A 24,563-nucleotide genomic window follows, 5' to 3' on the forward strand; every position below is an offset into this window, starting at 1 on the left:
CAAGCCGGTGCCAGATACTGCGGTGCTGCACTCGCGGGCCCAGCCCGCACCCACAAGGTTCGCGCCAAATCAATGAGTGACCCGCTGCAGCGCCTGCCCGTCGTGCCACCAGGCCGCAAGGCTGAACACATCCGGGGCCTTGAGGATGCTGAAGTGGTTGCCAGGCCCATGCCACACCGCCAGTTGCGGCAGCAGGCGCTGCCAACCGGCAAGCATGGCCGCCTGTTCGCGCTGGTTGCCGGCCGCATCCAGAGTCGCGTCGGCCACCAGTACCAGGCTGGCCGGGCCGCTGTAGCCGGCCTGCGCCGGGTACGGCGTACGCAGCGCGCTGGAGAAGGTACGGGCGATCCCATGCAACGCCCTGGCGGAAGAACGCGCCGGCATGAGCCCGCCGCGAACCATGGCCTGGTGCAAGCGCTCGAGTTGCTGCTCATCGTCCAGTGCGGCAAAGGCCTGGCGGTCGATTTCCAGCGAGCGCCCACTGGCCAGCTGCAACGATTCGATCAGCCGGTCCAGCGCTGCTCCTGCGGTGTAGGGCCGACCGCAGACGCTGTTGCCACCGGGTGACTCGCTGTCGATCAAGGTCAGTGAGCGCACCTCCCGCCCCTGTGCCTGCAAACGCACCGCCATGGCATGCGCCACCCAGCCGCCAAAGGAATGCCCGACCAGGTTCAACGGCCCCTGCGGGTACAGCGCTTCGATGGCCTGGACATGGCAGGCCGCCGCGGCGTCGATGCTGCTGTGCGGTGTGGCGGTGCCATCCAGGCCACGCGCTTGCAGGCCGTACACCGGCCAGTCGCCGCCCAGGGCCTCGGCCAGGCCGATGAAGCTGGTCACGCTATCGCCGGCCCCCGGCACGCAGAACAGCGGCGCATGACCGCCTTGCCCGCTCTGGATCGCCACCAGCGGCTGATACGCCGCCTGCGGTTTCTCGCCGATACCCGCGCGGGCCGCCTGCAGCGCCGTGCCGAGCGCGCGGCCCAGCACCTGCACGTGCGGCGCCTGCATCATGCTCAGGTGATCGCCCGGCACCTCGATGCACTGCACCAGACCGGCCGGCACCGTGCGCTCCCAACCAAGCAATAGCTGATCACCGTGACGCTGCGCGCCTTGTTCGGCGCGCAACAAGTGGATGGCGATGCCCAGCGGTTCGGGACGGTAATGGGCCATGGCATGGCCGTGGGCAATTTCGCGTTCGAAGAACAGCTTCAGCTCCTCATCGCTTGCAGCGGCAAGTTCCGCATACAGCAAGCCCTGTTCACGGCAGGCCGCGAGCAAGGTGGTGAAGTCGGCCTGGCCATCGTCCAGGGCATTGACCCTGGCCAGTTGCTGCGCGCCTGCCGCGCCGAGCCCCTGCCAGTGTCCGGCACAGTGCAGCAGCAGTTGCTGTTGCAACAGGCGCGCGCCTTGCCAGCGTGCCTTGCCCTGGTCGACCAGACGCGGCTGCCAGGTGTCGATCAAGCCCAGGAACTCCACCTGCTCGTCCGCCCCCAGCAGTTGCGCGGCGATCTCATAGGCCAGCAAGCCGCCGAACGACCAGCCGGCAAGCCGGTAAGGCCCGTGAGGCTGAACCCGGCGGATGCGCTCCAGTTGCGCCCGGGCCAGGGCCTCCAGGGTGTCCGGCTGCGCCTCGCCCAGGGCCAGGCCCGGCACGCCATAGATCGGGAAGTCACCCTCCAGTTGCTGGCCCAGTACCGGGAAGTAGAAGTCCATGCCGCTGAACTCGTGGATCAGGAACAGTGCCGGTGCGTCGCCCTCCGCGCGCACGCACACCAAGTCCGTTTGCGGTGTCGCCGCCTGCAGATGCTCGGCCAATGCCGCCACGCTGGCATGCTGGAACAGCTCGGCGAGCGAGACCTGCAGCCCCTGTTCGCGCAACAGGCCCACCAGGCGAATGGCCAATAGCGAATGACCGCCCAGGGCGAAAAAGCTGTCATGCCGCCCCACCTGCCCGATCTCCAGCACCTGCGCCCAGAGCGCCGCGAGCTGTTGTTCCAGCGCGGTGGCTGGTGCCTCGTAACGGCTCTCGGCAAGGTCCTGCATCGCCGGACGCGGCAGCGCCTTGCGGTCGATCTTGCCATTGTTGGTCAGCGGCAGCGCATCGAGCACGATGCAGGCCGACGGCACCATGTACGGTGGCAACCGTCCCTGTAGCCAACCCCGCACAGCGACGGCATCGAGGGTCGGGTCTGTGCGGGTGAACCAGGCCACCAGCCGAGCCGGCCCCTGCGTCAGGGTCAGCGCCATGACCACCACTTCGCCAATGCCCGGGCACAGCGCCAGGTGCTGCTCGACTTCGCCCAGCTCGATACGGAAACCGCGGATCTTCACCTGGTCGTCGTTGCGCCCCAGGCACTCCAGCTGGCCGTCGTCGCGCCAGCGGCCCAGATCGCCGGTACGGTACAGGCGTGCGCCAGGCTGCGGGCTGAACGGGTCGTCGATAAAGCGCTCGGCGGTGAGTTCCGGGCGATTGAGGTAGCCCAGCGCCACGCCGTCGCCACCGATGTACAACTCACCTACCGCCCCCAGCGGCAGCGGGCGCAGGTGCGCGTCCAGCACATGCACCTGGGTACTGCCGACCGGTCCCCCGATCGGCACCAGCTCGGCGTCGGCCGGCACATGGCGAACCTGCCCGGCGGTGGCATAGGTGGTGGTTTCGGTCGGCCCATAGCAGTGCACCAGGCGCAAGTCCGGTGCCTGCGCCAGCAAGCTGCGGAACGCCGCCGGATCGGCTCGCTCGCCACCGCACAGCAGCACGCGCAACCCTGCCAGCACGTCGGGGATCATCTGCACATACTGGTTGAACAGCGCGGTGGTGACGAACAGCACCGTCGCGCCCCCTTCACGCAGGGCCACGCCCAGACGCACAGGGTCGAGCAAGGTGTCATGGTCGATCACCAGCACCTGCCCGCCATTGAGCAGCGCACCCCAGACATCCATGGTGCTGGCGTCGAACGCGGGGTTGGAGGCGAAAGCGATACGGTCCTGGGCGCTGAAGTCGGCGTAGCCATCGTTGAGCACCAGGCGAGCGATGCCACGATGGGGCACGCGCACGCCCTTGGGCGTGCCGGTGGAGCCGGAGGTGTACATCACGTAGGCGACCGTATCCCCACCCTGGGCCAGCCCTGGGTTATGACCGGGCTGACGGTTAAGGTCCAGGCGATCGAGATCGATGCGGCGCGCGCGGTAGCTCAGGGTCGCCGAGCTGTCGCAGATCAGCGCTACGGCCTGGCAGTCCTGCACCATGAAGCCCTGTCGCTCGGCCGGCGCATGGATGTCCAGCGGCACGTAGGCCGCACCGCATTTGGCGACGGCCAGCTGAGCCTGGAGCAGTGCCAACGAACGCGGCAGCAGGATCGCCACATGATCGCCCGGCGCTACGCCTTGCTCGATCAGGTGGTGGGCCAGGCGGTTGGCCTGCTCGTTGAGCTCGCCGTAGGTCAGGCTGTGCGCCCCGTCACGGGCGGCGATGGACAATGGATGCCGTGCTACCTGTTGTTCGAACAGGCGATGCACTGGCAAGTCGCGCGGATAGTCGCGGGTGGTGGTGTTGAAGGCCTCGTGCAACTGCCGAGCCTCGGCCAGCGGCACCACGCTCAGGCGCTCGAGCCCTTCGCAGGCGCCGGTCTCAAGCGCCTGCAGCAGCAGTTGCAGGGCATGCTCCACGTAGCTGCAGATCCGCCGGGCGTCGATGCCCTGTGCGGTTTGCGCGGTCAGCTCGAACGCCAGGCCCAGGTCATCGACGCTCAACGCCAGCGGGTAATTGCTGCGCTCGTGCGCCTCGACCAGCTCGATGCCCTCCCAGGCCTGGCGCGCCGCCTCGCCCTGCCCGGCCAGCGAGCCATGGCGATAGTTGAGCAATGCATCGAACAGCGCAGCCCCCGTAGGCAAGCCACTGCAGCGCTGGGCTAGCGCCAGGCGAGCGTGCTCATGGGCCAGCAGGCCGGTCAGGCGTTGGTGGGCTTGCTGCAAGGCTGCCAACACGGGCTGTCCGGCAAGGTCCAGGCGCAGTGGCAAGGTATTGATGTAGACGCCCAACGCGCGCTCGGCGCCCTCGCCACCCTGCAGCCGACCGAGCAGCACGGTGCCGAATACCACGCTGTCGCGCCCGCTCAGTTGCCCGAGCACCTGGGCCCAGGCCAGGTGCATCAGGCTGGCAGCGTTGACGTTATGGCGTCGCGCCTGTTCGCGGATCCGCAGGTTCAGCGCATGGTCGAGGCGCTGATGGTGCTGCGCCACGGCATCCTGGTGTGGCGTTGCATAACCGCCGTAAGGCAGGGTCGGTTCGTCGATGTCGGCCAGTTGCTCACGGAAGAAGGCTTCATGGGCCGCCTCGCCCGCCCCGCGCTGCAGTTGGGCGATGTAGTTGCGGTAAGGCACCGCCGCTGGCAGGGCATGGGCCTGCTCTAGCAGGCAGGCTTGCAGTTCGCTGCGCAACACCTCGAGCGCCACGTGATCCATGACCAGATGGTGGAACAGCAGCGTGGCGCTGATTCGGCCGGTGCTCGGCTCGGTACGGTGTACCAGGCGCAGCAGCGGTGCGCGGGCCAGGTCGAAGCGGCGAGGCTCGATGGCATCGCCCTCCTGCACGACATCCAGCGGAGCACGGCGCCAGACCACCTGCACAGGCTCAGCCAGGCCATCCCAGTGGAAGGCGCTGCGCAGGATATCGTTGCGCGCGATCACCTGGTCCAAGGCGCGGTGCAGCGCCTGCAAACGACCCCGATCGGCGAGCAGGAAACGCACCTCCAGCACGTAGGCCGCCTCACCTTCACCGGCCAGATGGTGATAGAGCATGCCGGCCTGCAGCGGCCCGAGCGGATAGATGTCCTGGACATTGGCGGTACCGCCAGCCACCTGGCCGACGATACGATCGATCGCCTCTTGCGTCAGCGTCACCAGCGGCAGCAGCTCAGGCGTGATGTGCGGGCAGTCGGCGGTGATGCGGTTGGCAGGCACCTGCACCTGGTCGAGGGTCTCGACCGTCGCGGCCAGGGCCGCCAGGTTCGGCTCGGTGAACAGCCCCTGGATATCCAAGGCCAACCCGCGGGCGCGCAGGCGAGCGACCAGTGTCACGGCCAGCAGCGAATGGCCGCCCAATTCGAAGAAGTTGTCGTGTCGCCCTACCCGCTCCACACCCAGCAACTCGCCCCACAACTCGGCGAGCAGGCGCTCGTTATCACTTTCGGGGGCCTGGTAGGCCTGGCCTTGCAAGGCTTCGACGGCGGGAATCGGCAGGGCCTTGCGGTCCAGCTTGCCGTTGGGGCTCAGCGGCAGGGCCGGCAGATGCACGAACTGTGCAGGCACCATGAACTCGGGTAGTTGAGCCAGCAACTGCCCCTTCAATGTGTCTGCCGTGTGCACAGCTCCGGTGTAGTACGCCACCAGCCGCTTGCCGGCGGGCGGCAAGTCCAGGGCCAGCACAGCGGCCTCCTTGATGCCTTCTATGCGGGTCAGGCAGGCCTGGATCTCGCCCAGTTCGATGCGCAGGCCGCGGATTTTCACCTGGTCGTCGTTGCGCCCCAGGTACTCCAGGGTGCCGTCGGCCAGGTGCCGGGCCAGATCCCCGGTGCGGTACAGGCGTGCGCCGGGACGGGTGCTGAACGGATCTTCGATGAAGCGCTCGGCACTCAGCTGCTCGCGGTTCAGATAGCCACGAGCAACCTGCACGCCGCCGATGTACAGCTCGCCGGCAACGCCCTGCGGCACTGGCTGGCCCTGGGCGTCGAGCACGTACAGCGTAGTGTTGGCGATCGGTTTGCCGATCGGGGTGTTGTCCGGGGTCTGTTCCAGTGGCTCGGCGCAGTGCCAGGCACTGACGTCAACTGCAGCTTCGGTCGGGCCATACAAGTTGTGCAGCTCGACGCTGGGCAACTGCGCCTTGAAGCGCCGCACCAGGCTGCCGGGCAACGCTTCGCCGCTGCACAGCACCCGGCGTAGCGCTGCAGGCTCGGCATCACCATAGGCGAGGAACACATCGAGCATCGAAGGGACGAAATGCAGGGTCGTTACCGATTCGGCTGCGATCACCTGGCGCAGGTAGCCCGGGTCACGGTGCCCGCCTGGGCGGGCCATCATCAGTTGTGCACCGGTCTGCAAAGGCCAGAAGAACTCCCATACCGACACGTCGAAGCTGAACGGGGTTTTCTGCAGCACTACGTCATCAGCGCCCAGGCCATAGGCGTCCTGGGTCCAGAGCAGGCGATTGACCACCCCGGCGTGCTCGTTCATCACGCCTTTGGGCAGGCCGGTGGAGCCGGAGGTGTAGATCACGTAGGCCAGATGTTGCGGGGTAAGGCCCGCAACCTGGGGGTTGTCGCTGGAAAGCGCTTGCCACACCGGCTCATCCAGATCGACCTGCGGCACGTCGAACGCCGCCAGCATCTCGCGAGTGGCCGCATGCCCCAACACCGCCACCGGCGCGCTGTCGGTGAGCATATGGCGGATACGATCGGCCGGGTAATCCGGGTCGACCGGCACATAGGCGCCGCCCGCCTTGAGGATCGCCAGCAAGCCGATGACCATCGAAGCGCTGCGCTCTACGCAGATCGCCACGCGATCGTCCGGCTGCACCCCGAGTGCAATCAGGTGATGGGCCAGACGGTTGGCCTCGGCGTTCAGTGCACGATAGGTCAACTGTCCGGTTTCGGCACGCAGGGCGATGCGCTCGGGCGTGCGTTCGACCTGGGCCTCGATCATCCCGTGCACCGTCTGCTCCAGGTCGTAGCCTACGGCGGTGTCGTTGTAGTCGACCAACAGTCGACGACGCTCCTGCGCATCCGGCAGGGCAACGCTTGCCAGCACCGCGCCGTCGCTGCCGGCCATGGCCCACAGCAGTTGCTCCAGATAGCCGCAGTAGCGCTCTATCGTGGCCCGGTCGAACAACGCGGTGGCATAGTTCAATGCGCCGCCGAAGCCATCTGCGGTCTCGCCCAGGCTCAGGCTCAGGTCGAACTTGGCAAAGCCCTGCCCTTGGCCGAGGTTGCGCAGGCTCAAGCCGTCCAGCCCGGCGGCGAAATCATGACCGCCCTCCCACTCCAGCGACACCTGGTACAGCGGCGTGTGGGCCAGGCTGCGCGATGGTTTGATCAGGTCCACCACCTGCTCGAACGGCAGGTCCTGATGCTCCTGTGCGGCCAGTACCTGGGCCTTGACCCGCGCCAGCAAGGTGCCGACATCCGGCGCATCGGCCAGGTCCAGGCGGATGGCCAGGGAGTTCACGAACAGCCCGATCACCCCTTCGACCTCAGCCTGCCGACGCCCGGCCACCGGCGTACCGATCACCACCTCGCCCTGCCCCGACAAACGAGCCAGCAGCACCGACCAGGCGCCCATGAACAGCATGAACGGCGTGACCTGGTGGCGCTTGCACAGGGCCTTGAGATCGTCTGCCAGTCGGGCGTCGAGGTGGATACGCACGCTGTCGCCTGCATAATCCTGGCGCACCGGACGCGGCCGGTCGGTCGGCAGGCTCAGCAGCGCAGGTGCACCGGCCAGGTTGTTGCGCCAGAACTCGCCTTGGCGCTGCAGCGCCTCGCCCTGCAGCCAACGGTGCTGCCACATCGCGTAATCGCCATACTGGATCGGCAACGGCGCAAGCCGCGCCTCGCGGCCTTCACGCAAGGCCTGGTACAGCGCGCTCAGCTCACGGGTCAGCACGCCCATCGACCAGCCATCGGCGACGATATGGTGCAGTGTCAGCAGCAGTACATGATGCTGTGGCGCCACCTGCAGCAGGCGAGCGCGAAGCGGCAATGCCTCGCCGAGCGCGAACGGCCGTGCAGCTTCTTCACGCACCAGCGCACGCAGGCGCTGTTCATCGGGCCCAGGCACCTGCTCGCGCTGCACCACCAGGCGCTGCGCCGACAGCCGCACCCGCGGCTCGCCATCGACCTCGAAGAACTCGCTGCGCAGCGCCTCGTGACGCTCGACCAGTGCCACCAGGGCCTGCGCCAAGGCGTCGGCATCCAGCTCGCCGCACAGCTCCAGTGCCAGGGGAATGTTGTAGGCCTGGCTGGCTCCGTTCATCTGTGCCAGGAACCACAGGCGCTGCTGGGCGAACGACAACGGCAGCGCCTGCTCGCGTGCCACCGCCAGCACCGGCGGCAGCTCACTGCGCGCAGCCCCCGCCACCACCTCGGCCATCGCCGCCAGCTCGGCCTGGGCGAACAGTGTCCCCAGCGTCAGTTCCACACCGAGTCGCTGACGAACCTGGGCAACCAGGCGCATGGCCAGCAACGAGTGACCGCCCAGCTCGAAGAAGTGGTCATGCCGCCCGACCCGCTCGACCTGCAGCAACCCCTGCCAGATCTGCGCCAGTGTCTGCTCCAGCTCACCCTGGGGCGCCTCGAAGCGACGCTCGAACAGGTCGGCGCGGGTGGGTGCCGGCAGCGCCCTGCGATCGAGCTTGCCGTTGGCCGTCAGCGGCAGCGACTCGAGCCGCACGAAGGCCACCGGCACCATGTAATCGGGCAAGTGCGCCTGCAGCTGTGTACGCAGTTGTGCCGGCGCGGCCACCTCGACGCTGTCCTGGCCAGTGAAGTAGGCCACCAGCCGCGGCTGCCCCGGCTGGTCCTCGCGGGCCAGCACCACGGCTTCATTGATGCCTGGCAGGGCTGCCAGGCGGCTTTCGATCTCACCCAGCTCGATGCGCACGCCACGGATCTTCACCTGGTCGTCGTTGCGCCCGAGGTAGTCGAGGGTGCCGTCATCCAGCCAGCGCACCAGGTCGCCAGTACGGTACATGCGGGCGCCCGGTTGCGCGCTGAACGGGTCATCGAGAAAACGCTCGGCCGTCATCTGCGCGCGGTTCAGGTAACCCCGGGCAACCCCGGCGCCACCAATGTACAGCTCGCCGGCCACCCCCTGCGCCACCGGCTGGTGGTGCGCATCGAGCACGTAGAGCCGGGCGTTATCGACCGGTGCGCCGATGTGCAGCACGCCGCCAGGCACCATCGCCCCGGAGCTTGCGACCACCGTGGCTTCGGTGGGCCCGTAATTGTTGATCACGGCAAATCCGGGGTGACGGGTGAACTGCCGCAGGCGGTCACCACCGATCAGCAGGGTGCGTAGGGTCGGATGGTCGATCTGGTGGCTGAAGGCGTATTCGGCCACCGGCGTCGGCAGGAAACTGACATCCAGCGGGCAGCCGCGCCACCAGGCGAGCAAGGCGTCGATGTCCTCGCCCTGTTCGCTTGGCGGCGCGATATGCAGGGTCGCGCCGGCGCACAGGGCCGGCCAGACTTCCCAGGCCATGGCATCGAAGCCGAAGCCGGCCAGGCTCGAGGTGTGGCGCCCCTGGCACAGGTCGAAGGCGCGGCAATGCCAGTCGATCAGGTTGTTGAGGGTCCGATGTTCGACCATCACGCCCTTGGGCAGACCGGTGGAACCGGAGGTGTAGATCACGTAGGCAAGGTTGCTAACAGCCAGGCCATTGACCTGCGGGGCGTGCTCGCTCGACGGCCAGTCCGCGCGATCGAGTTCGACCACCGGTGCCGGGCATTGGCCCAGGCGCGCGCGCAGATCGTGCTGGGTCAGCACCACCCTCGGGGCGCTGTCATCGAGCAGGTAGGCGATACGCTCGTCGGGATGCGCGGGGTCGATCGGCACGTAACCCGCGCCGGCCTTGAGGATCGCCACCAGGCCGACCAGGGTGTCCAGACCTCGCCGGGCCAGAATCGCCACGCGGTCTTCAGGCTGCACACCGAGCATGACCAGGCGTTGAGCCAGTGCATTGGCACGCAGTTCCAGCTCACCGTAGCTCAGCGCGATGCCTGCGCAGGTGGCGGCTACGGCATCGGGCTGCTGGCGGGCCTGGAGCTGGATGCGCTGGTGCACCGTGAGCACGGTTTCGGTGGCACCCGGGCGGTCGTTGAAGGTCTCGAGCACTCGAACGCGCTCGACAGCGGGCAGCATGTCCAGCCGATCGACATTCAGCCCTGGGTTCTGTGCCAAGGCTTGTACCAGGCTCTCGAGGGTTTTCTCAAGATAGGCGCAGACCCGCTGTTTCGGCACCTCGGCCGTGGCCAGCAAGGTCAGGCGCAGAGCATCGCCCAGGTCGTCGACACTCAGGGTCAGCGGATAGTTGGTGCGTTCTTCGCTGGTCAGTACGTCGATGCCCTCCCACGCCGCACGGGCCTGGCCATCGGCAACCGGCGCACTGTGCCGGTAGTTGAGCAAGGCGTTGAACAATGGCGTCGGCGCGGCCACGCCGCTGCACCGCTGGGCCAAGGCCAGCGGCGCGTGCTCGTGGCGCATCAGGGTGGTTAGGCGCTGGTGAGTGGCCTTGACTGCCGTGATCAGGTCCAGGCCAGCCAGGTCCACCCGCAGTGGCAAGGTATTGATGAAAATGCCCAGTGCACGGTCGTTGGCCTCCGCGCCCATCAGGCGGCCCATCAAAACCGTGCCGAACACCACCTGCTCGCGCCCGGTCAGGCCACCCAGCACCCGCGCCCAGGCCAGGTGGAACAGGCTTGCCAGGCTCACGCCCAGCGCCCGTGCCTGGCTGCGCAGGCCGTCGCACAGGGCCGGCGCCAGGCTCAGGCTTTCTTCGTGCGGCGCGCTGCCGTCACCCTGCACGTCCTGCAGGCCGTAGGCCAGCGTCGGCTCGACGATATCCCCCAGTTGCTCGCGGAAAAACGCCTCGTGCTGCGCCTGGCTGACGCCCAGCAGGGCCTGGCCGACGTAATTGCGAAACGGTACTGCCGCGCCCAACAGGTGGCCATCGCCGCGCAACACGGCCTGCATTTCGTGACGCACCACCTCGAGGGCGCTGTGGTCCATGGCGATATGGTGGAACTGCAGCGTGGCCTGCACGCGACCGTCGCTGGCCGCAGGCTCGCAGTGCAGGCGGATCAGCGGTGCCTGGCCGAGGTCGATACGCTCGTCCAGGGGCAGGCCGCGGGACACCTGCAGCCGGGCCTCGCGCCAGACCACCTGCAGCGGCGCCTCGAGCCCCTGCCAGTGCACCGAGGTGCGCAGGATATCGTGGCGGTCGATCACCGCCTGCAGCGCCTCGACGAACGCCTGCAGATGGGCCTGGCTGGCAAAGGCGAAGCGCGACTGCATCACGTAAGGGTCGCTGCCCTCTGCGCTGGCGTGATGATAGAGAATGCCCTGCTGCAGGGGCGCCAGCGGGTAGATGTCCTGCACGTTGGCATGGCCGCCGGGAATCTGCCCGACCAGCGCATCGATGGCCGCCTGGTCGAGCTCGACCAGGTTGAGCAGTGCCGGGGTGATCCGCGTGCAGTCGGCCGGGATGGCGTTGGCCGGAGCGCCGACATTGCCGGCCCTGGCCACGTACTCACCGCGCTCGAGCAGCGCGATCAGCGCCGGTTTGTGTTCACGCAGGCGCGCCACCAGGCTCGCATCGGTCAGCGCCTGGCGGTTGCCCTGGACCACCAGCTGGCCATCCTTGAGCGCCAGCTGGATATCGTTGGCTGACAATGTCGCCAGTAGGTCGTTGATGCTCACAGGACGATCTCCATTCTGTCTGTGATGGCGGCATAGCCTGCCAAGGTCGGTTGTTCGAACAGCGCGCGCACATCGGCCTCCAGGCCCTCCTGGCGCAGGCGGGCGGTCAGGGTCACCGCCAGCAGCGAGTGGCCACCCAGTTCGAAGAAGTTGTCGTGCCGCCCTACTCGCTCCACACCCAATAGCTCACCCCAGAGCGCGGCCAGCAACTGCTCGGTATCGCCCTGTGGCGCCTCGTAGGGACGCGCATCGGCCACGGCGGCAGTCGGCAGCGCCTTTCGGTCGAGCTTGCCGTTGGGGCTCAGCGGCAAGGCGTCCAGGTGCATGAACAGCGCCGGAACCATGAATTCCGGCAGTTGCGCCGACAGCTGCTGGCGCATGCCCTCGACGGGCTGCACGGCACCGGTGTAATAGGCGACCAGGCGCTGATCCACCGCCAGCACCACCGCCTCCTTGATCCCCGCAATGCGGGTCAGGCAGGCCTGGATCTCGCCCAGTTCGATGCGCAGGCCACGGATCTTCACTTGGTCGTCGTTGCGCCCCAGGTACTCCAGGGTGCCGTCGGCCAGGTGCCGGGCCAGATCCCCGGTGCGGTACAAACGTGCGCCAGGGCGGGTGCTGAACGGGTCTTCGAGGAAGCGCTCGGCGCTCAGTTGCTCGCGGTTCAGGTAGCCGCGGGCAACCTGTACACCGCCGATGTACAGCTCACCGGCAACGCCCTGCGGCACTGGCTGGCCCTGGGCGTCGAGCACGTACAGCGTGGTGTTGGCGATCGGTTTGCCGATCGGGGTATTGTCCGGGGTCTGTTCCAGTGGCTCGGCGCAATGCCAGGCACTGACGTCCACTGCAGCTTCGGTCGGGCCGTACAGGTTGTGTAACTCGACGCCCGGCAACTGCGCCTTGAAGCGCCGCACCAGGCTGCCGGGCAGCGCTTCGCCGCTGCACAGCACGCGCTTGAGGCGTGCGACCTGCTGGTCGCCGTGGGCGAGGAAGACATCGAGCATCGACGGCACGAAGTGCAGGGTCGTGATGCCACGCTCGGCGATGACGTCGGCCAGGTACTGCGGATCGCGATGGCCGCCCGGGCACGCCATCACCAGTTGTGCGCCGGTTTGCAGCGGCCAGAAGAACTCCCATACCGACACGTCGAAGCTGAATGGGGTTTTCTGCAGCACTACGTCATCGGCGCCCAGGCCGTAGGCGTCCTGGGTCCAGAGCAGACGGTTGACCACCCCGGCGTGCTCGTTCATCACGCCCTTGGGCAGGCCGGTGGAGCCGGAGGTGTAGATCACGTAGGCCAGGTGTCGCGGCGTAAGGTCCGCAACCTGGGGGTTGTCGCTGGAAAGCGCTTGCCACACCGGCATATCCAGATCGACCTGCGGCACCTCGAACGCCGCCAGCATCTCGCGAGTCGCCGCATGCCCCAGCACCGCCACTGGCGCGCTGTCGGTGAGCATATGACGGATACGATCGGCCGGATAATCCGGATCGACCGGCACGTAGGCGCCGCCCGCCTTGAGGATCGCCAGCAAGCCGATGACCATCGCCGGGCTGCGCTCGACGCAGATCGCCACGCGATCATCCGGCTGCACCCCGAGTGCAATCAGGTGATGGGCCAGACGGTTGGCCTCGGTGTTCAACGTGCGGTAGCTCAGTTGGCGTTGCTCGGCGATCAGGGCGATGCGCTCGGGCGTGCGTTCGACCTGGGCCTCGATCATTCCGTGAACCGTCTGCTCCAGGTCGTAGCCTACGGCGGTGTCGTTGAAGCCAACCAGCAGGCGCTGGTGCTCTTCATGTTCCAGCACCGGCAGCTGGTTCAGCGGCAGGTCGGGCTGACGCTCGAGGGTATCCACCAGACCCGCCAGTACCTGCTGCAGCTGCCCGCAGACCCGCTCGGCCCCTACCGCAGGCATTACCTGCACGGTCAGGCGCAGGCCATCGCCCAGGTCATCCACGTTCAGGCTCAAGGGGTAGTTGGTGCGTTCTTCGCTGGCCAGTGTCTCGATACCCTGCCAGGCCTGACGCTGGATTTCGGTCTGCGCAGCGCCGGCGCTGTGCCGGTAGTTGAGCATGGCGCTGAACAGCGGCATGGGTGCGACCACGCCACTGCAACGCTGGGCCAGGGCCAGCGAGGCATGCTCGTGGGTCAGCAGCGCGCTCAGCCGTGCGTGGGTGGCACGCACGCCTTCACGTACGCCGAGCCCCGCCAGGTCAACGCGCAGTGGCAAGGTGTTGATGAACATGCCCAGGCCGTGCCCGCTGCCTGCACCACCTTGCATGCGCCCCAGCAACACCGTGCCGAACACCACGTTGTCGCGACCACTGGCACTGCCCAACAGACGTGCCCACGCCAGGTGCAGCAGGCTGGCAGTGCTCACGCCGAGCTGGCGTGCCTGGCTGCGCAGGCGCTGGTTCAGGTCAGGGTCCAGATGCACCTGGGCCTGCTCGATACGGCGCACGTCACCCTGTGTGTCACGCAGGCCGAACGGCAGGGTTGGCTCGTCGATATCGGCCAGTTGTTCGCGGAAGAACGCCTCGTGCTCGGCCTCGCTGATACCGAGGCGCGCCTGGGCCACGTAGTTGCGGTACGGCACGGCGGGCTCGCTCGGCGCGGGTAGCCCGCGGAGGTAACCGAGCATCTCTGCGCGCACCACCTCAAGCGCCGTGTGATCGAGCACCAGGTGATGGAACTGCAAGGTCGCCTCGATGCGCTCCCCTGCACGGCGATAGAGCAGGCGCACCAGCGGCGCCTGATTCAGCGCCAGGGTGTCGAACCGCTGCGCAGGCTCGTTGGCGATGTCGATCACCGGCAGTTGGGCATGGCGCCAGACCACCTGCAACGGCTGCGCCAGCCCTTCCCACAGCACTGCGGTGCGCAGGATATCGTGACGGGCGATGACGCTTTCCAGCGCGCCGGCAAACGCCTGCAGTCGCGCCGGGCTGTCGAATACCAGCTGCGATTGCAGCAGGTACGGGTCGGCTCCGGCGGCGCTCAGGTGATGGTAGAGAATGCCTTCCTGCAGCGGCGCGAGGGGGTAGATGTCCTGCACATTGGCCGCGCCGCCGGGTACGCTTGCCACCACACGGTCGATGGCGGCCTGGTCCAGTTCGATCAGGCTGAGCAGGTCGGGGGTGATACGGGTACAGCCGGGTGCAATGCGATTGGCCGGCACCTGTACCTGACGGCCCTGGCCAAGCGCTGCGGCCAGCGCCGCCACGCTCGGTTGGCTGAACAGCAAGCGCACATCGGCCTCCAGGCCTTGCTGGCGCAGGCGCTCGATCATGCTGACCGCGAGCAGCGAATGCCCACCCAGTTCAAAGAAGTTGTCATGCCGCCCTACCCGCTCCAGGCCCAGCAGCTCGGCCCAGACCTGCGCCATGACCTGCTCGGTCTCGCCCTGCGGGGCTGCATAGGCCGCCACCGGCAGATCGGCTGGATCCGGGTCTGGCAGCGCCCTGCGGTCGAGCTTGCCGTGACGGGTCAGCGGCAAGGCCTCCAAGCGGATGAACGCCAACGGCACCAGGTGGCTCGGCAGGCTGGCCTGCAAGGCCTGGCGCAGGCCATCGACCGGTGCGTTCGCGGTGTACCAGGCCAGCAGCCGCTCGCCGCGCACCAGTACTACGGCGTCACGTACGCCAGGCTGGGCGGCCACGGCCGCTTCGATCTCGCCAAGCTCTACGCGCACACCACGTATCTTTACCTGATCGTCGTTACGCCCGAGGTAGTCGAGGGTGCCATCGGCGTTCCAGCGCACCAGGTCGCCACTGCGGTACATCCGCGCTCCAGCCCGCGAGCTGAACGGATCGGCGACGAAACGTTGCTCGGTCAGTTCGGGCCGGTTCAGGTAGCCGCGGGCAACCCCGTCACCACCGATGTACAGCTCGCCCGCCGCGCCGACCGGGACCGGCTGGCGGCGTTCGTCGAGCACATAGACCTGGGTATTGGCGATGGCGGTGCCGATGTGCAGTGCGCCACCGACCTGCACCTGACCCGAGGTGGCGACCACGGTTGTTTCGGTCGGGCCGTAGTTATTGATCACGGCAAAGCCTGGATCACGCTCGAACTGGCGCAGACGGTCACCGCCGATCAGCAGCGTCCGAAGGCTGGCGTGCTGACGCTCGCGGCGCAGGGCCTGCTCGGCTACCGGGGTTGGCAGGAAGCTGACCTGCAGCGGTTGCTGCAACCACCAGTCGAGCAAGGCATCGACCTGTTCGTTGGCAAGGGTTGCGGGCGGCAGGTGCACCACGGCGCCGGCGCACAAGGCCGGCCAGACTTCCCAGGCCATGGCGTCGAAACCGAAGCCGGCCACGCTGGAGGTGTGGCTACCGGCGCGCACGGCAAAGGCCTCGCAGTGCCAGTGCACCAGGTTGGCCAGGGTACGGTGCTCGACCATCACGCCCTTGGGCTGGCCGGTGGAGCCGGAGGTGTAGACCACATAGGCAAGCGCATCCGCAGCCAGGCCCGGCACCTGCGGGTCATGCTCGGCAGCGGACTGCCAGTCGCCACGGTCCAGGTCCAGGCGTGCGACGTGTGGCGGCAAGCCGTGCTGGTGCGTGTCGGCGAGCACCAGTGCCGGGGCGCTGTCCTCGAGCAGATAGGCAATACGCTCGGCAGGGTAACCAGGGTCGACGGGCACATAGGCGGCGCCGGCCTTGAGCACCGCCAGCAGTGCCACCAGGCGCTGCGGCGTGCGCGGCAGGCACAAGGCAACCCGGGCGCCAGGCCGCACGCCCAGGCTGATCAGGTGGTGGGCCAGGCGGTTGGCGGCACGATTGAGCTCGCCATAGCTGAGCCCTTCTTCGCCTTGCACCACCGCTTGAGCCTGGGGTGAGCGAGCCGCGCAGGCCTCGACCAGCGCATGCACGGTCTGGCCCTGCGGATAATCACGGGCAGGAGGGTTGAAATCGACCAGCAGGCGGCGACGTTCATCGGCGCCCAGCACCGACAGGTCATCCAGCCGCGTGCCCGGCGCCTGCTCCAGCGCCTCGACCAGTCGCGCGATGCTGTTGGCCATCCACTGCGCGACACGCTCGGCGCCGATGTCCGCGACAGCCAGCACGCTCAGGGTGAATCCCTCGCCCAGGTCATCGACGCTCAAGGTCAGCGGATAGTTGCTGCGCTCCTCGCCGCCCAGAAGGCGAACGCCCTGCCAGATACCCTCGCCATCGCGTGGCGCATCGGCAGCGCTGTGGCGGTAGTTGAGCAAGGCGCTGAACAGCGGTTGCCCGGCCGGTACGCCACTGCAACGCTGGGCCATGGCCAGCGACGCATGCTCATGGCCCAGCAATGCAGACAAACGGGCATGGGTGGCACGCACCGCTTCGGCCACCGCCACCTGGGTGTCGACCCGCAGCGGCAAGGTGTTGATGAACACGCCCAGTGCCCGGTCGGCACCCTCGCCGCCTTGCAGGCGGCCCATCAGCACTGTGCCGAACACCACCTCGCTGCGATTGGCCAGCACGCCGAGCAGGCGCGCCCAGGCCAGGTGCATCAGGCTCGCGGCGCTCACGCCCAGGGTACGCGCCTGGTCGCGCAGGCGTCGGGCGAGCGCGCCATCGAGGGCCTGGTGCGCCTCGGCGATACCGTGGCCTTCGCCCTGCACATCCTGCTGGGCAAATGGCAGGGTCGGCTCGTCGATATCACCGAGCATGTCGCGGAAGAACGCCTCGGCGCCCGCCGCATCGCTGCCCAGGCGCGCCTGGGCCACGTAGTTGCGGTAGGGCACCGGCGCATTCAGCTTGGCTACATCGCCGAACAGCAGGGTGTGCATTTCGGCGCCAACCACGTCCATCGCAGTGTGGTCGAGGGCCAGATGGTGGAACAACAGGATTGCCACGACCTGGCCGTTGCGCAGGTCCTGGCTGTAGACCAGGCGCATCAACGGTGCCTGGGACAGGTCGATCCGATGCTGACGGGCGTCGAAACGCGCCTGCAATTGGTCGATGACCTCGCCTTCGCCCTCCAGCTCGACCGGCACCACGGCCAGCTTCGCCTGACGCCACACCACCTGCACCGGCTGCGCCAGGCCTTCCCAGATCAGCGAGGTGCGCAGGATGTCGTGCCGGTCAATGACCTGCTGCAAGGCATCAGCCCAGGTCTGCAGGCGCTCAAGGGTGTCGAAGGCCAGGCGTGACTGCAGCAGGTAGGGATCGCCCTGGCCGGCACTCAGGTGGTGGTAGAGGATGCCTTCCTGCAACGGGGCAAGGGGGTAGATTTCCTGCACATTGGCAGCCCCGCCCGGTACCGTGGCGACGATGCGCTCGATGGTGGCCTGGTCCAGTTCGATCAGGCTGAGCATTTCGGGGGTGATCTGCGAGGCGCCGGCCGGTACGCGGTTATCCGGCACCCGCACCTCGCGCCCGCTCCCCACCGCCGCGGCCAGCGCGGCGAGGGTCGGCTGGGCGAACAGCACGCGCACATCGGCGGCCAGGCCGACCTTGCGCATGCGCTCGATCAGGCTGACGGCCAGCAGCGAATGGCCACCCAGCTCGAAGAAGTGATCATGCCGGCCAACACGCTCGACCTTGAGCACATCGGCCCAGATCGCCGCCAGCGCGATCTCCACCTCGCCCTCAGGCGCGGCGAAGGCACGACTCACCACCGCGGCCTGACTTGGTTGCGGCAACGCCTGGCGATCGAGCTTGCCGTTGGCGGTCAACGGCCACTGGCCAACATGGACATAGGCCGACGGCAGCATGTAGTCGGGCAACTGGCCTTGCAACTGCGCATGCAGCTCGGTGATCGGCGGGACGCGGCCTTCAGTGATGAACCAGGCCACCAGGCGCTTGTCGCCCGGGGCTTCTTCACGCACCAGTACCACGGCTTCCTGTACCCCGGCGCACGCTGCGAGACGCGCTTCGATCTCACCCAGCTCGATACGGAAGCCGCGCAGCTTGACCTGTTGGTCGTTACGGCCCAGGTAACGCAAGGTGCCATCAGCCTGCCAACTGACCAGGTCGCCGCTGCGGTACAGGCGTGCCCCCGGCGTCTCGCTGAACGGGTCTTCGAAGAAGCGTTCGGCGGTCAAGGCCGGCTGGTTCAGGTAGCCCAGGGCCACCCCATCTCCGCCGATATACAGCTCACCGACGGCACCGATCGGCACTGGCTGGCGCCGGGCATCGAGCACATAGCAAAGGCTGTTGCCGATCGGCCGCCCAATCGGGATCGCCCCCTCGCCCACTGCGAGGATTTCATGGGTGGTACTGAAGGTCGTGGCTTCGGTCGGGCCATAACCGTTGAGCAGGTGCGCCGGAGCGCCTTCGCGCAGTACACGGGCGATCACCTGGGGGTCGAGCACATCCCCTCCGACCATCAGGTAGCGCAGCGAGCGGAACACCGGCAGCAGGTGCGCGGCGTACTGATGGAACAACCCGGCGGTCAGCCACAGCACCGTGACTTGATGCTCCAGCAATGCCTGGCCCAGGGCCTCGTGCGACAGCACCTGATGTTGATCGATCACCACCACGCGCCCGCCGTTGAGCAACGGCGCCCAGACCTCCAGGGTGCTGGCGTCGAATGCCGGGTTGGAAGCAAAGGCTACGCGGTCATCGCCTTGCAGGTCGGCGAAGCCGTTGTTGATGACCAGCCGCACGATCGAGCGATGGGCCACCAGCACACCCTTGGGCAGGCCGGTAGAGCCGGAGGTGTACATGATGTAGGCCGCAGCCCGCGCATCCACGGCAATGTCCAGGCCATGGGCGGGATAGGCTGCGAGCTCCAGCGTATCCAGCTCTACCCGGCGCGTTGCGCCGACCTGCGGCTGATCGGCCTGGGTCAGCAACAGCATGGCGCGGCTGTCTTCGAGCATGAACGCCTGACGCTCGGCGGGCGCATTGGCATCCATTGGCACATAGACCGCACCGCACTTGATCACGGCCAACTGGCTGGCCAGCAGGTCGAAGGAGCGCGGCAGCAGCAGCGCCACACGGTGCCCCGGGCGCACGCCCAGTTCCAGCAGGTGACGAGCCAGCCGGTTGGCGTGCTGATCGAGCTCGCCGTAACGCCAGTGGCGCTGACCGTGCACCACGGCAACCGCATCCGGGGTCTGGGCGGCGTGCGCCTCGAACAAGGTCTGCACCGCGTGTTCGCGTGGGTAGGCGCGGCCGGTGGCGTTGAATCCGTGCAGCACCTGCTCGCGCGCCTCGGGCGACAGGCAGGACACCGCGTGCAGGGGTGTTTCCGGGACAGTCTCCAGGGCATCGGCCAAGTTCGCCAGGGCGCTGCCGAGCATGGCGCACACCTGAGCGCCATCGACCTGCGGCACAGCCTGCACGGTCAGTTCCAGGCCCTGCCCCAGATCGTCGACGTTGACCACCAGCGGATAGTTGCTGCGCTCACGCGAGGCCAACAGTTCGATACCCGACCAACCCAGGCCGTCCCCTGCGCCTTTGGCGCTGCTGTGGCGGAAGTTGAGCAAACTGGTGAACAGCGCCTGGGACGCCGGCACACCGCTGCAACGCTGGGCCTGCGCCAGCGATGCCTGCTCGTGACCGAGCAGGCGTGCCAGGCGCTGATGGGTACGACGCACACCCTCGGCGGCGCCAACGGCATCGACACTGACCCGCAGCGGCAAGGTGTTGATGAACATGCCCAGCGCCCGATCTGCCCCGGCGCCACCCTGCAGGCGTCCCAGCAGCACAGTACCGAACACCACCTCGCTGCGCCCGCTCAGTTGCGCCAATACCTGCCCCCAGGCCTGGTGCACCAGGCTGGCGACGCTCACCCCCAGCGCGCGGGCCTGCACGCGCAGGCGCCCTGCCAGTGTGCCGTCCAGCGCCTGGTGGCTGTCGATCACCTCCACGCCATTGCCCTGCACATCGCGCAGGCCGAAGACCTCGGTCGGCTCGTCGATATCTGCCAGCATCTCGCGGAACATCGCTTCATCGGCCGCAGGATCGGCATCCAGTCGCGCACGCGCCACATAGTTGCGGTACGGCACGCTGTCGATGTGCACTGGCTGGCCCTGCAGTGCAGCACCCACCTCGGCGACCAGCCGTTCGACGGCGGTATGGTCGAGCAGGATATGGTGCAGCAACAAGGTCGCCTCCAGGCGCTCACCCTGGGCATGGCGCACCAGTTGCAGCAACGGCGCGCACGTGAGGTTCAGGCGCTGCAGGTCGGCGTGCTCTGCCACGCGCAGCTGCGCGTGGCGATGCACCACCTGCACCGCTTCCTGCAGCCCCTCCCAGTGCAGGCTGGTGCGCAGGATATCGTGGCGGTCGATCACCGCATCCAGCGCCTTGACGAAGCCTTGCAGCTCCACTTCACCGGCAAAGGCGAAGCGTGCCCGCAGCACGTAAGGGTCGGCCCCGGAACTGGCCAGGTGGTGGTAGAGGATGCCCTGCTGCAGTGGTGCCAGGCCGTAGATGTCCTGGACATTGGCGGTACCGCCCGGGATACCGGCGGTCAATGCGTCGATCTCGTCCTGGCTGAGGTTGGCCAGTGGCAGCATCTGCGGTTCGATGCGCAGGCAGTTCGCCGGAATGCGATTGATCGGCACCTGCGCCGGTAGATCGGCGCTCACCGCAGCCGCCAGTGCCGACAAGGTCGGTTGGCCGAACAGTACGCGCACATCGGCCGCCAGTTCCTGCTGGCGCATGCGCTCCACCAGCTTGACCGCCAGCAGCGAGTGGCCGCCCAGCTCGAAGAAGTTGTCGTGCCGACCGACCTGCTCAAGGCCGAGCAACTGTTGCCAGATGGCCGCGATGCGTTGCTCCACCTCGCCGTGCGGCGCTTCGAAGGCGCGACGGGCAAAGGCCTCGCCATCGGGCTCGGGCAAGGCCTTGCGGTCGAGCTTGCCATTGGCGGTCAGCGGGAAGCTCTCCAGGCGCACGAAGGCCGCCGGTACCATGTACTCGGCCAAGTGGCACAGCAGGCTGTCACGCAGTGCCGCCGCATCGGGCTCGGCGCCTGCGGCGGCGAGCCAGTAGGCGACCAGGCGCTGCTCGCCGGCGCTGTCGCGACGCGCCATGACCACGGCCTCGCGCACACCTTCACAGGCCGCCAGGCGTGCCTCGATCTCGCCCAGCTCGATGCGAAAACCGCGGATCTTCACCTGGTCGTCGTTGCGGCCCAGGTAATCCAGGCTGCCATCGGCGGCCCAGCGCGCCAGGTCGCCGGTCTTGTACAGACGCCCGCCAGGGTTGAACGGGTCGGCGATAAAGCGCTCGGCACTGAGCGCCTCGCGATTCAGATAGCCGCGGGCGACACCGGCACCTCCCACGTACAGCTCGCCGGTGACACCGGTCGGCACAGGCTGACGGCGGGGGTCGAGCACATACAGTTGCAAGTCGGGAATACGCGAACCGATGGGGCTTACCCCCACCAGTTGCGCATCGGCCGCCTGCAGCGGGCGGTAGGTGACGTGCACGGTAGTTTCGGTAATGCCGTACATGTTCACCAGGCGCGTGCCGGCATTGCCGATGCGTGCATACCAGGGCTTGAGCAGCCCAGGCTCCAACGCCTCACCGCCAAAGATCACCTGGCGCAGGGAATGCTGCAGTTCGCTGCGTTCCTGCGCCGCGATCAGTTGGCGGAAGGCGCTGGGAGTCTGGTTGAGGACGCTGACGCCGGTGCGGCAAAGCAAGGCGTAGCACTCGTCCGGCGAACGACTGATGCGTTGCGGCACGATCAGCAACTGGCCACCGAAGGCCAGCGCTCCCCAGATTTCCCAGACCGAGAAATCGAAGGCGAAGGAGTGGAACAGCGCCCAGGTGTCCTGGCGGTTGAAGGCGAACCAGTCGTGGGTCGCCGAGAACAGGCGCGAGACATTGCCATGCTCGACCATCACGCCCTTGGGCAGGCCGGTGGAGCCGGAGGTGTAGATCACATAGGCCAGGTGCGAGGGCAGCAGCCCGGCGAGCATCGGGTTGCCGGTGGGTTGTAGCTGCAGCGACGGGTCGTCCAGGTCGATCACCGGCGCCCTCACCTCACCCAACAGCGCCAGGCTGTCCGCCTGGGTGAGAATGGCCCGCGGGGCACTGTCGCTCAAGGTGAAGGCAATACGCTCGGCGGGATAGGCCGGGTCGATAGGTACATAGCCCGCACCGGCCTTGAGCACGCCCAACAGGCCGACCAGCATGCCCAGGCCACGCTCGACGCAGATCGCCACGCGGTCATCCGGGCCGATGCCCAGTGCGATCAGGCGGTGAGCGAGCTGGTTGGCACGCTGGTTGAGCTCGCCGTAGCTCAGGCTCTGCTGCTCGAAGATCAGCGCCGTATCCTGCGGACGCGCCTGGGCGTGGGCCTCGAAACGCTGGTGCAGCAACGGCGTCAGGGCGAATTCGAGCAAGGGGCGGTTCTGGCCATGGATCAGTTGCTCGCGCTCGTCGGCGGGCAGGATATCGATGCCGTTCAGCGGCGCTTCTGGATCGCTGTCCAGAGCCTCGACGATCTGCTCGAGCGCCCGCGCCAGATAACCCGCGATACGCTGGGCGCCTAGCCCGCCAGCGACCAGGGCGGTGATGCGCAGGTCTTCGCCAAGGTCGTCGATATTGATCGTCAGCGGGTAGTTGGTGCGTTCTTCGGCGCCCAGCACCTGGATACCAGGGGCAATGTCGATGACTTCGGCAGCGTCGGCGGCATCGCTATGGCGATAGTTGAGGACGGTGTTGAACAGCGGCGCAGGCGCCGCCACCGCACTGCAGCGCTGGGCCAGTGCCAGCGGCGCCTGTTCATGGCCGAGCACGCCGGTCAAGCGCGTGTGGGTCGCCTGCAGCCCTTGGCGCACGCTGTGCTCGCCAACATCGATGCGCAGCGGCAAGGTGTTGATGAACATGCCCAGCGCCTGTTCGCCGCCCTCGCCGGCCTCCATGCGCCCGAGCAGCACGGTGCCGAACACCACCGCCTCGCGCCCGGACAACTGGCCCAGGACCCGGGCCAGGCCCAGGTGAGCGATGGCCGCAGGGCTCACACCCAAGCGGCGTGCCTGGGCGCGCAGGCGCAGGCTCAGCCCGCGCTCGAGGGTCAGGCGGGCTTCCTCCACGGCCTGATCCTCGACCTCGGCCACGCCGAAGGCCAGGGTAGGTTCGTCGATATCGGCCAGCATCGCGCTGAAGAACGCTTCATGCGCCGGCACGTCCAGCGCCTGGCGCGCCTGCGCAAGGAGGTTGCGAAACGGCACCGCCGGCCCGACCTGCTCGGCATTGCCGGCCAGCCAGGCGCCGATCTCGCGGCGCACGATGTCGAGTGCGGTGTGGTCCATCACCGTGTGGTGGAACAGCAACAGGGCGACGACCTCCTCGCCCATGCCCCGGCCATGCACCAGGCGCAGCAGCGGTGCCTGGCGCAGGTCGAGGCGATAGTGGCGGGTGTCGTGCAACCGGCGCAATTGCGCCAGCGGCTCGTCCTGGCCAGGCAGTTGCAGTGCTTCGCGCACCAGCGGTGCTTCGCGCCAGACCACTTGCACCGGCTCGTCCAGGCGCTCCCAGTACATCGAGGTGCGCAGGATGTCGTGGCGCTGGATCACCCAGTCCAGCGCATCGGCGAAGGCATCCAGGTGTGCCTGGTCGGCAAAGCGCAGTTGTGCCTGCAAGAGATAGGGGTCGCCCGCATCGGCGGACAGGTGGTGGTAGAGCATGCCCTCCTGCAGCGGCGCCAGGGGATAGATGTCCTGTACGTTGGCAGCGCCGCCGGGAATGCTGGCGACAATGCGGTCGATGGCCTGCTGGTCCAGGTCCACCAGCGGCAGCATCTGCGGGGTAATTTTGAACGCCGGGCTCAGCCAGTCGTCGTTCTGCCGGGCGAGCATCTCCAGCAACGCCGGCTTGTGTGCGGCCAATGCGTCCCACAGGGCGTCATCCAGGGCATCGTCGTCACCATGGACGACGAGGTCCTGATCGTCACGCTGAAGTCGGATCGCACGGGTGGAGAGCACAGCCATCAGTTCGCTGAAGCGCATGGGTAAGCATCCTGCTTTTGCCAGTCGGAAATGGCGCCACGCTAAAGGATCGGGGGTGCGAGGGGTGACAGGGTAAGGGGGGACAAAGCGCGGACTGCTGAAACAGGAATAAGAATATGAATTCTTATTTCTTTTATGCGTTTGAAACTTCCTCTATAACGTTTCGAACTGTACAGCAGCCAACACCGGCCA

The 24,563-nt window shown here is 67.5% G+C and carries 2 protein-coding genes; both read right to left on the reverse strand.

The features are described from left to right. Positions 1 to 69 precede the first annotated feature (69 nt). Positions 70 to 11,472, reverse strand: coding sequence for a non-ribosomal peptide synthetase (locus F6X62_RS12495; protein ID WP_153773690.1), 11,403 nt, complete (start codon positions 11,470 to 11,472; stop codon positions 70 to 72). Then, the gene (locus F6X62_RS12500) at positions 11,469 to 24,371 is read right to left on the reverse strand and encodes a non-ribosomal peptide synthetase (RefSeq protein ID WP_153773691.1); all 12,903 of its coding nucleotides are present in this window, start codon (positions 24,369 to 24,371) and stop codon (positions 11,469 to 11,471) included. Before F6X62_RS12500 ends, F6X62_RS12495 begins: the two co-directional genes overlap by 4 nt. Positions 24,372 to 24,563: the final 192 nt, after the last annotated feature.

Origin of the sequence: Pseudomonas sp. MNR3A, assembly GCF_009650575.1 — a bacterium.
In the GTDB taxonomy this organism is placed as follows: domain Bacteria; phylum Pseudomonadota; class Gammaproteobacteria; order Pseudomonadales; family Pseudomonadaceae; genus Aquipseudomonas; species Aquipseudomonas machongensis.

What these genes read in the sequence shown, in the direction of transcription:
- F6X62_RS12500 (WP_153773691.1), bottom strand. Translation starts at nt 24,371, where the DNA reads ATGCGCTTCAGCGAACTGATGGCTGTGCTCTCCACCCGTGCGATCCGA.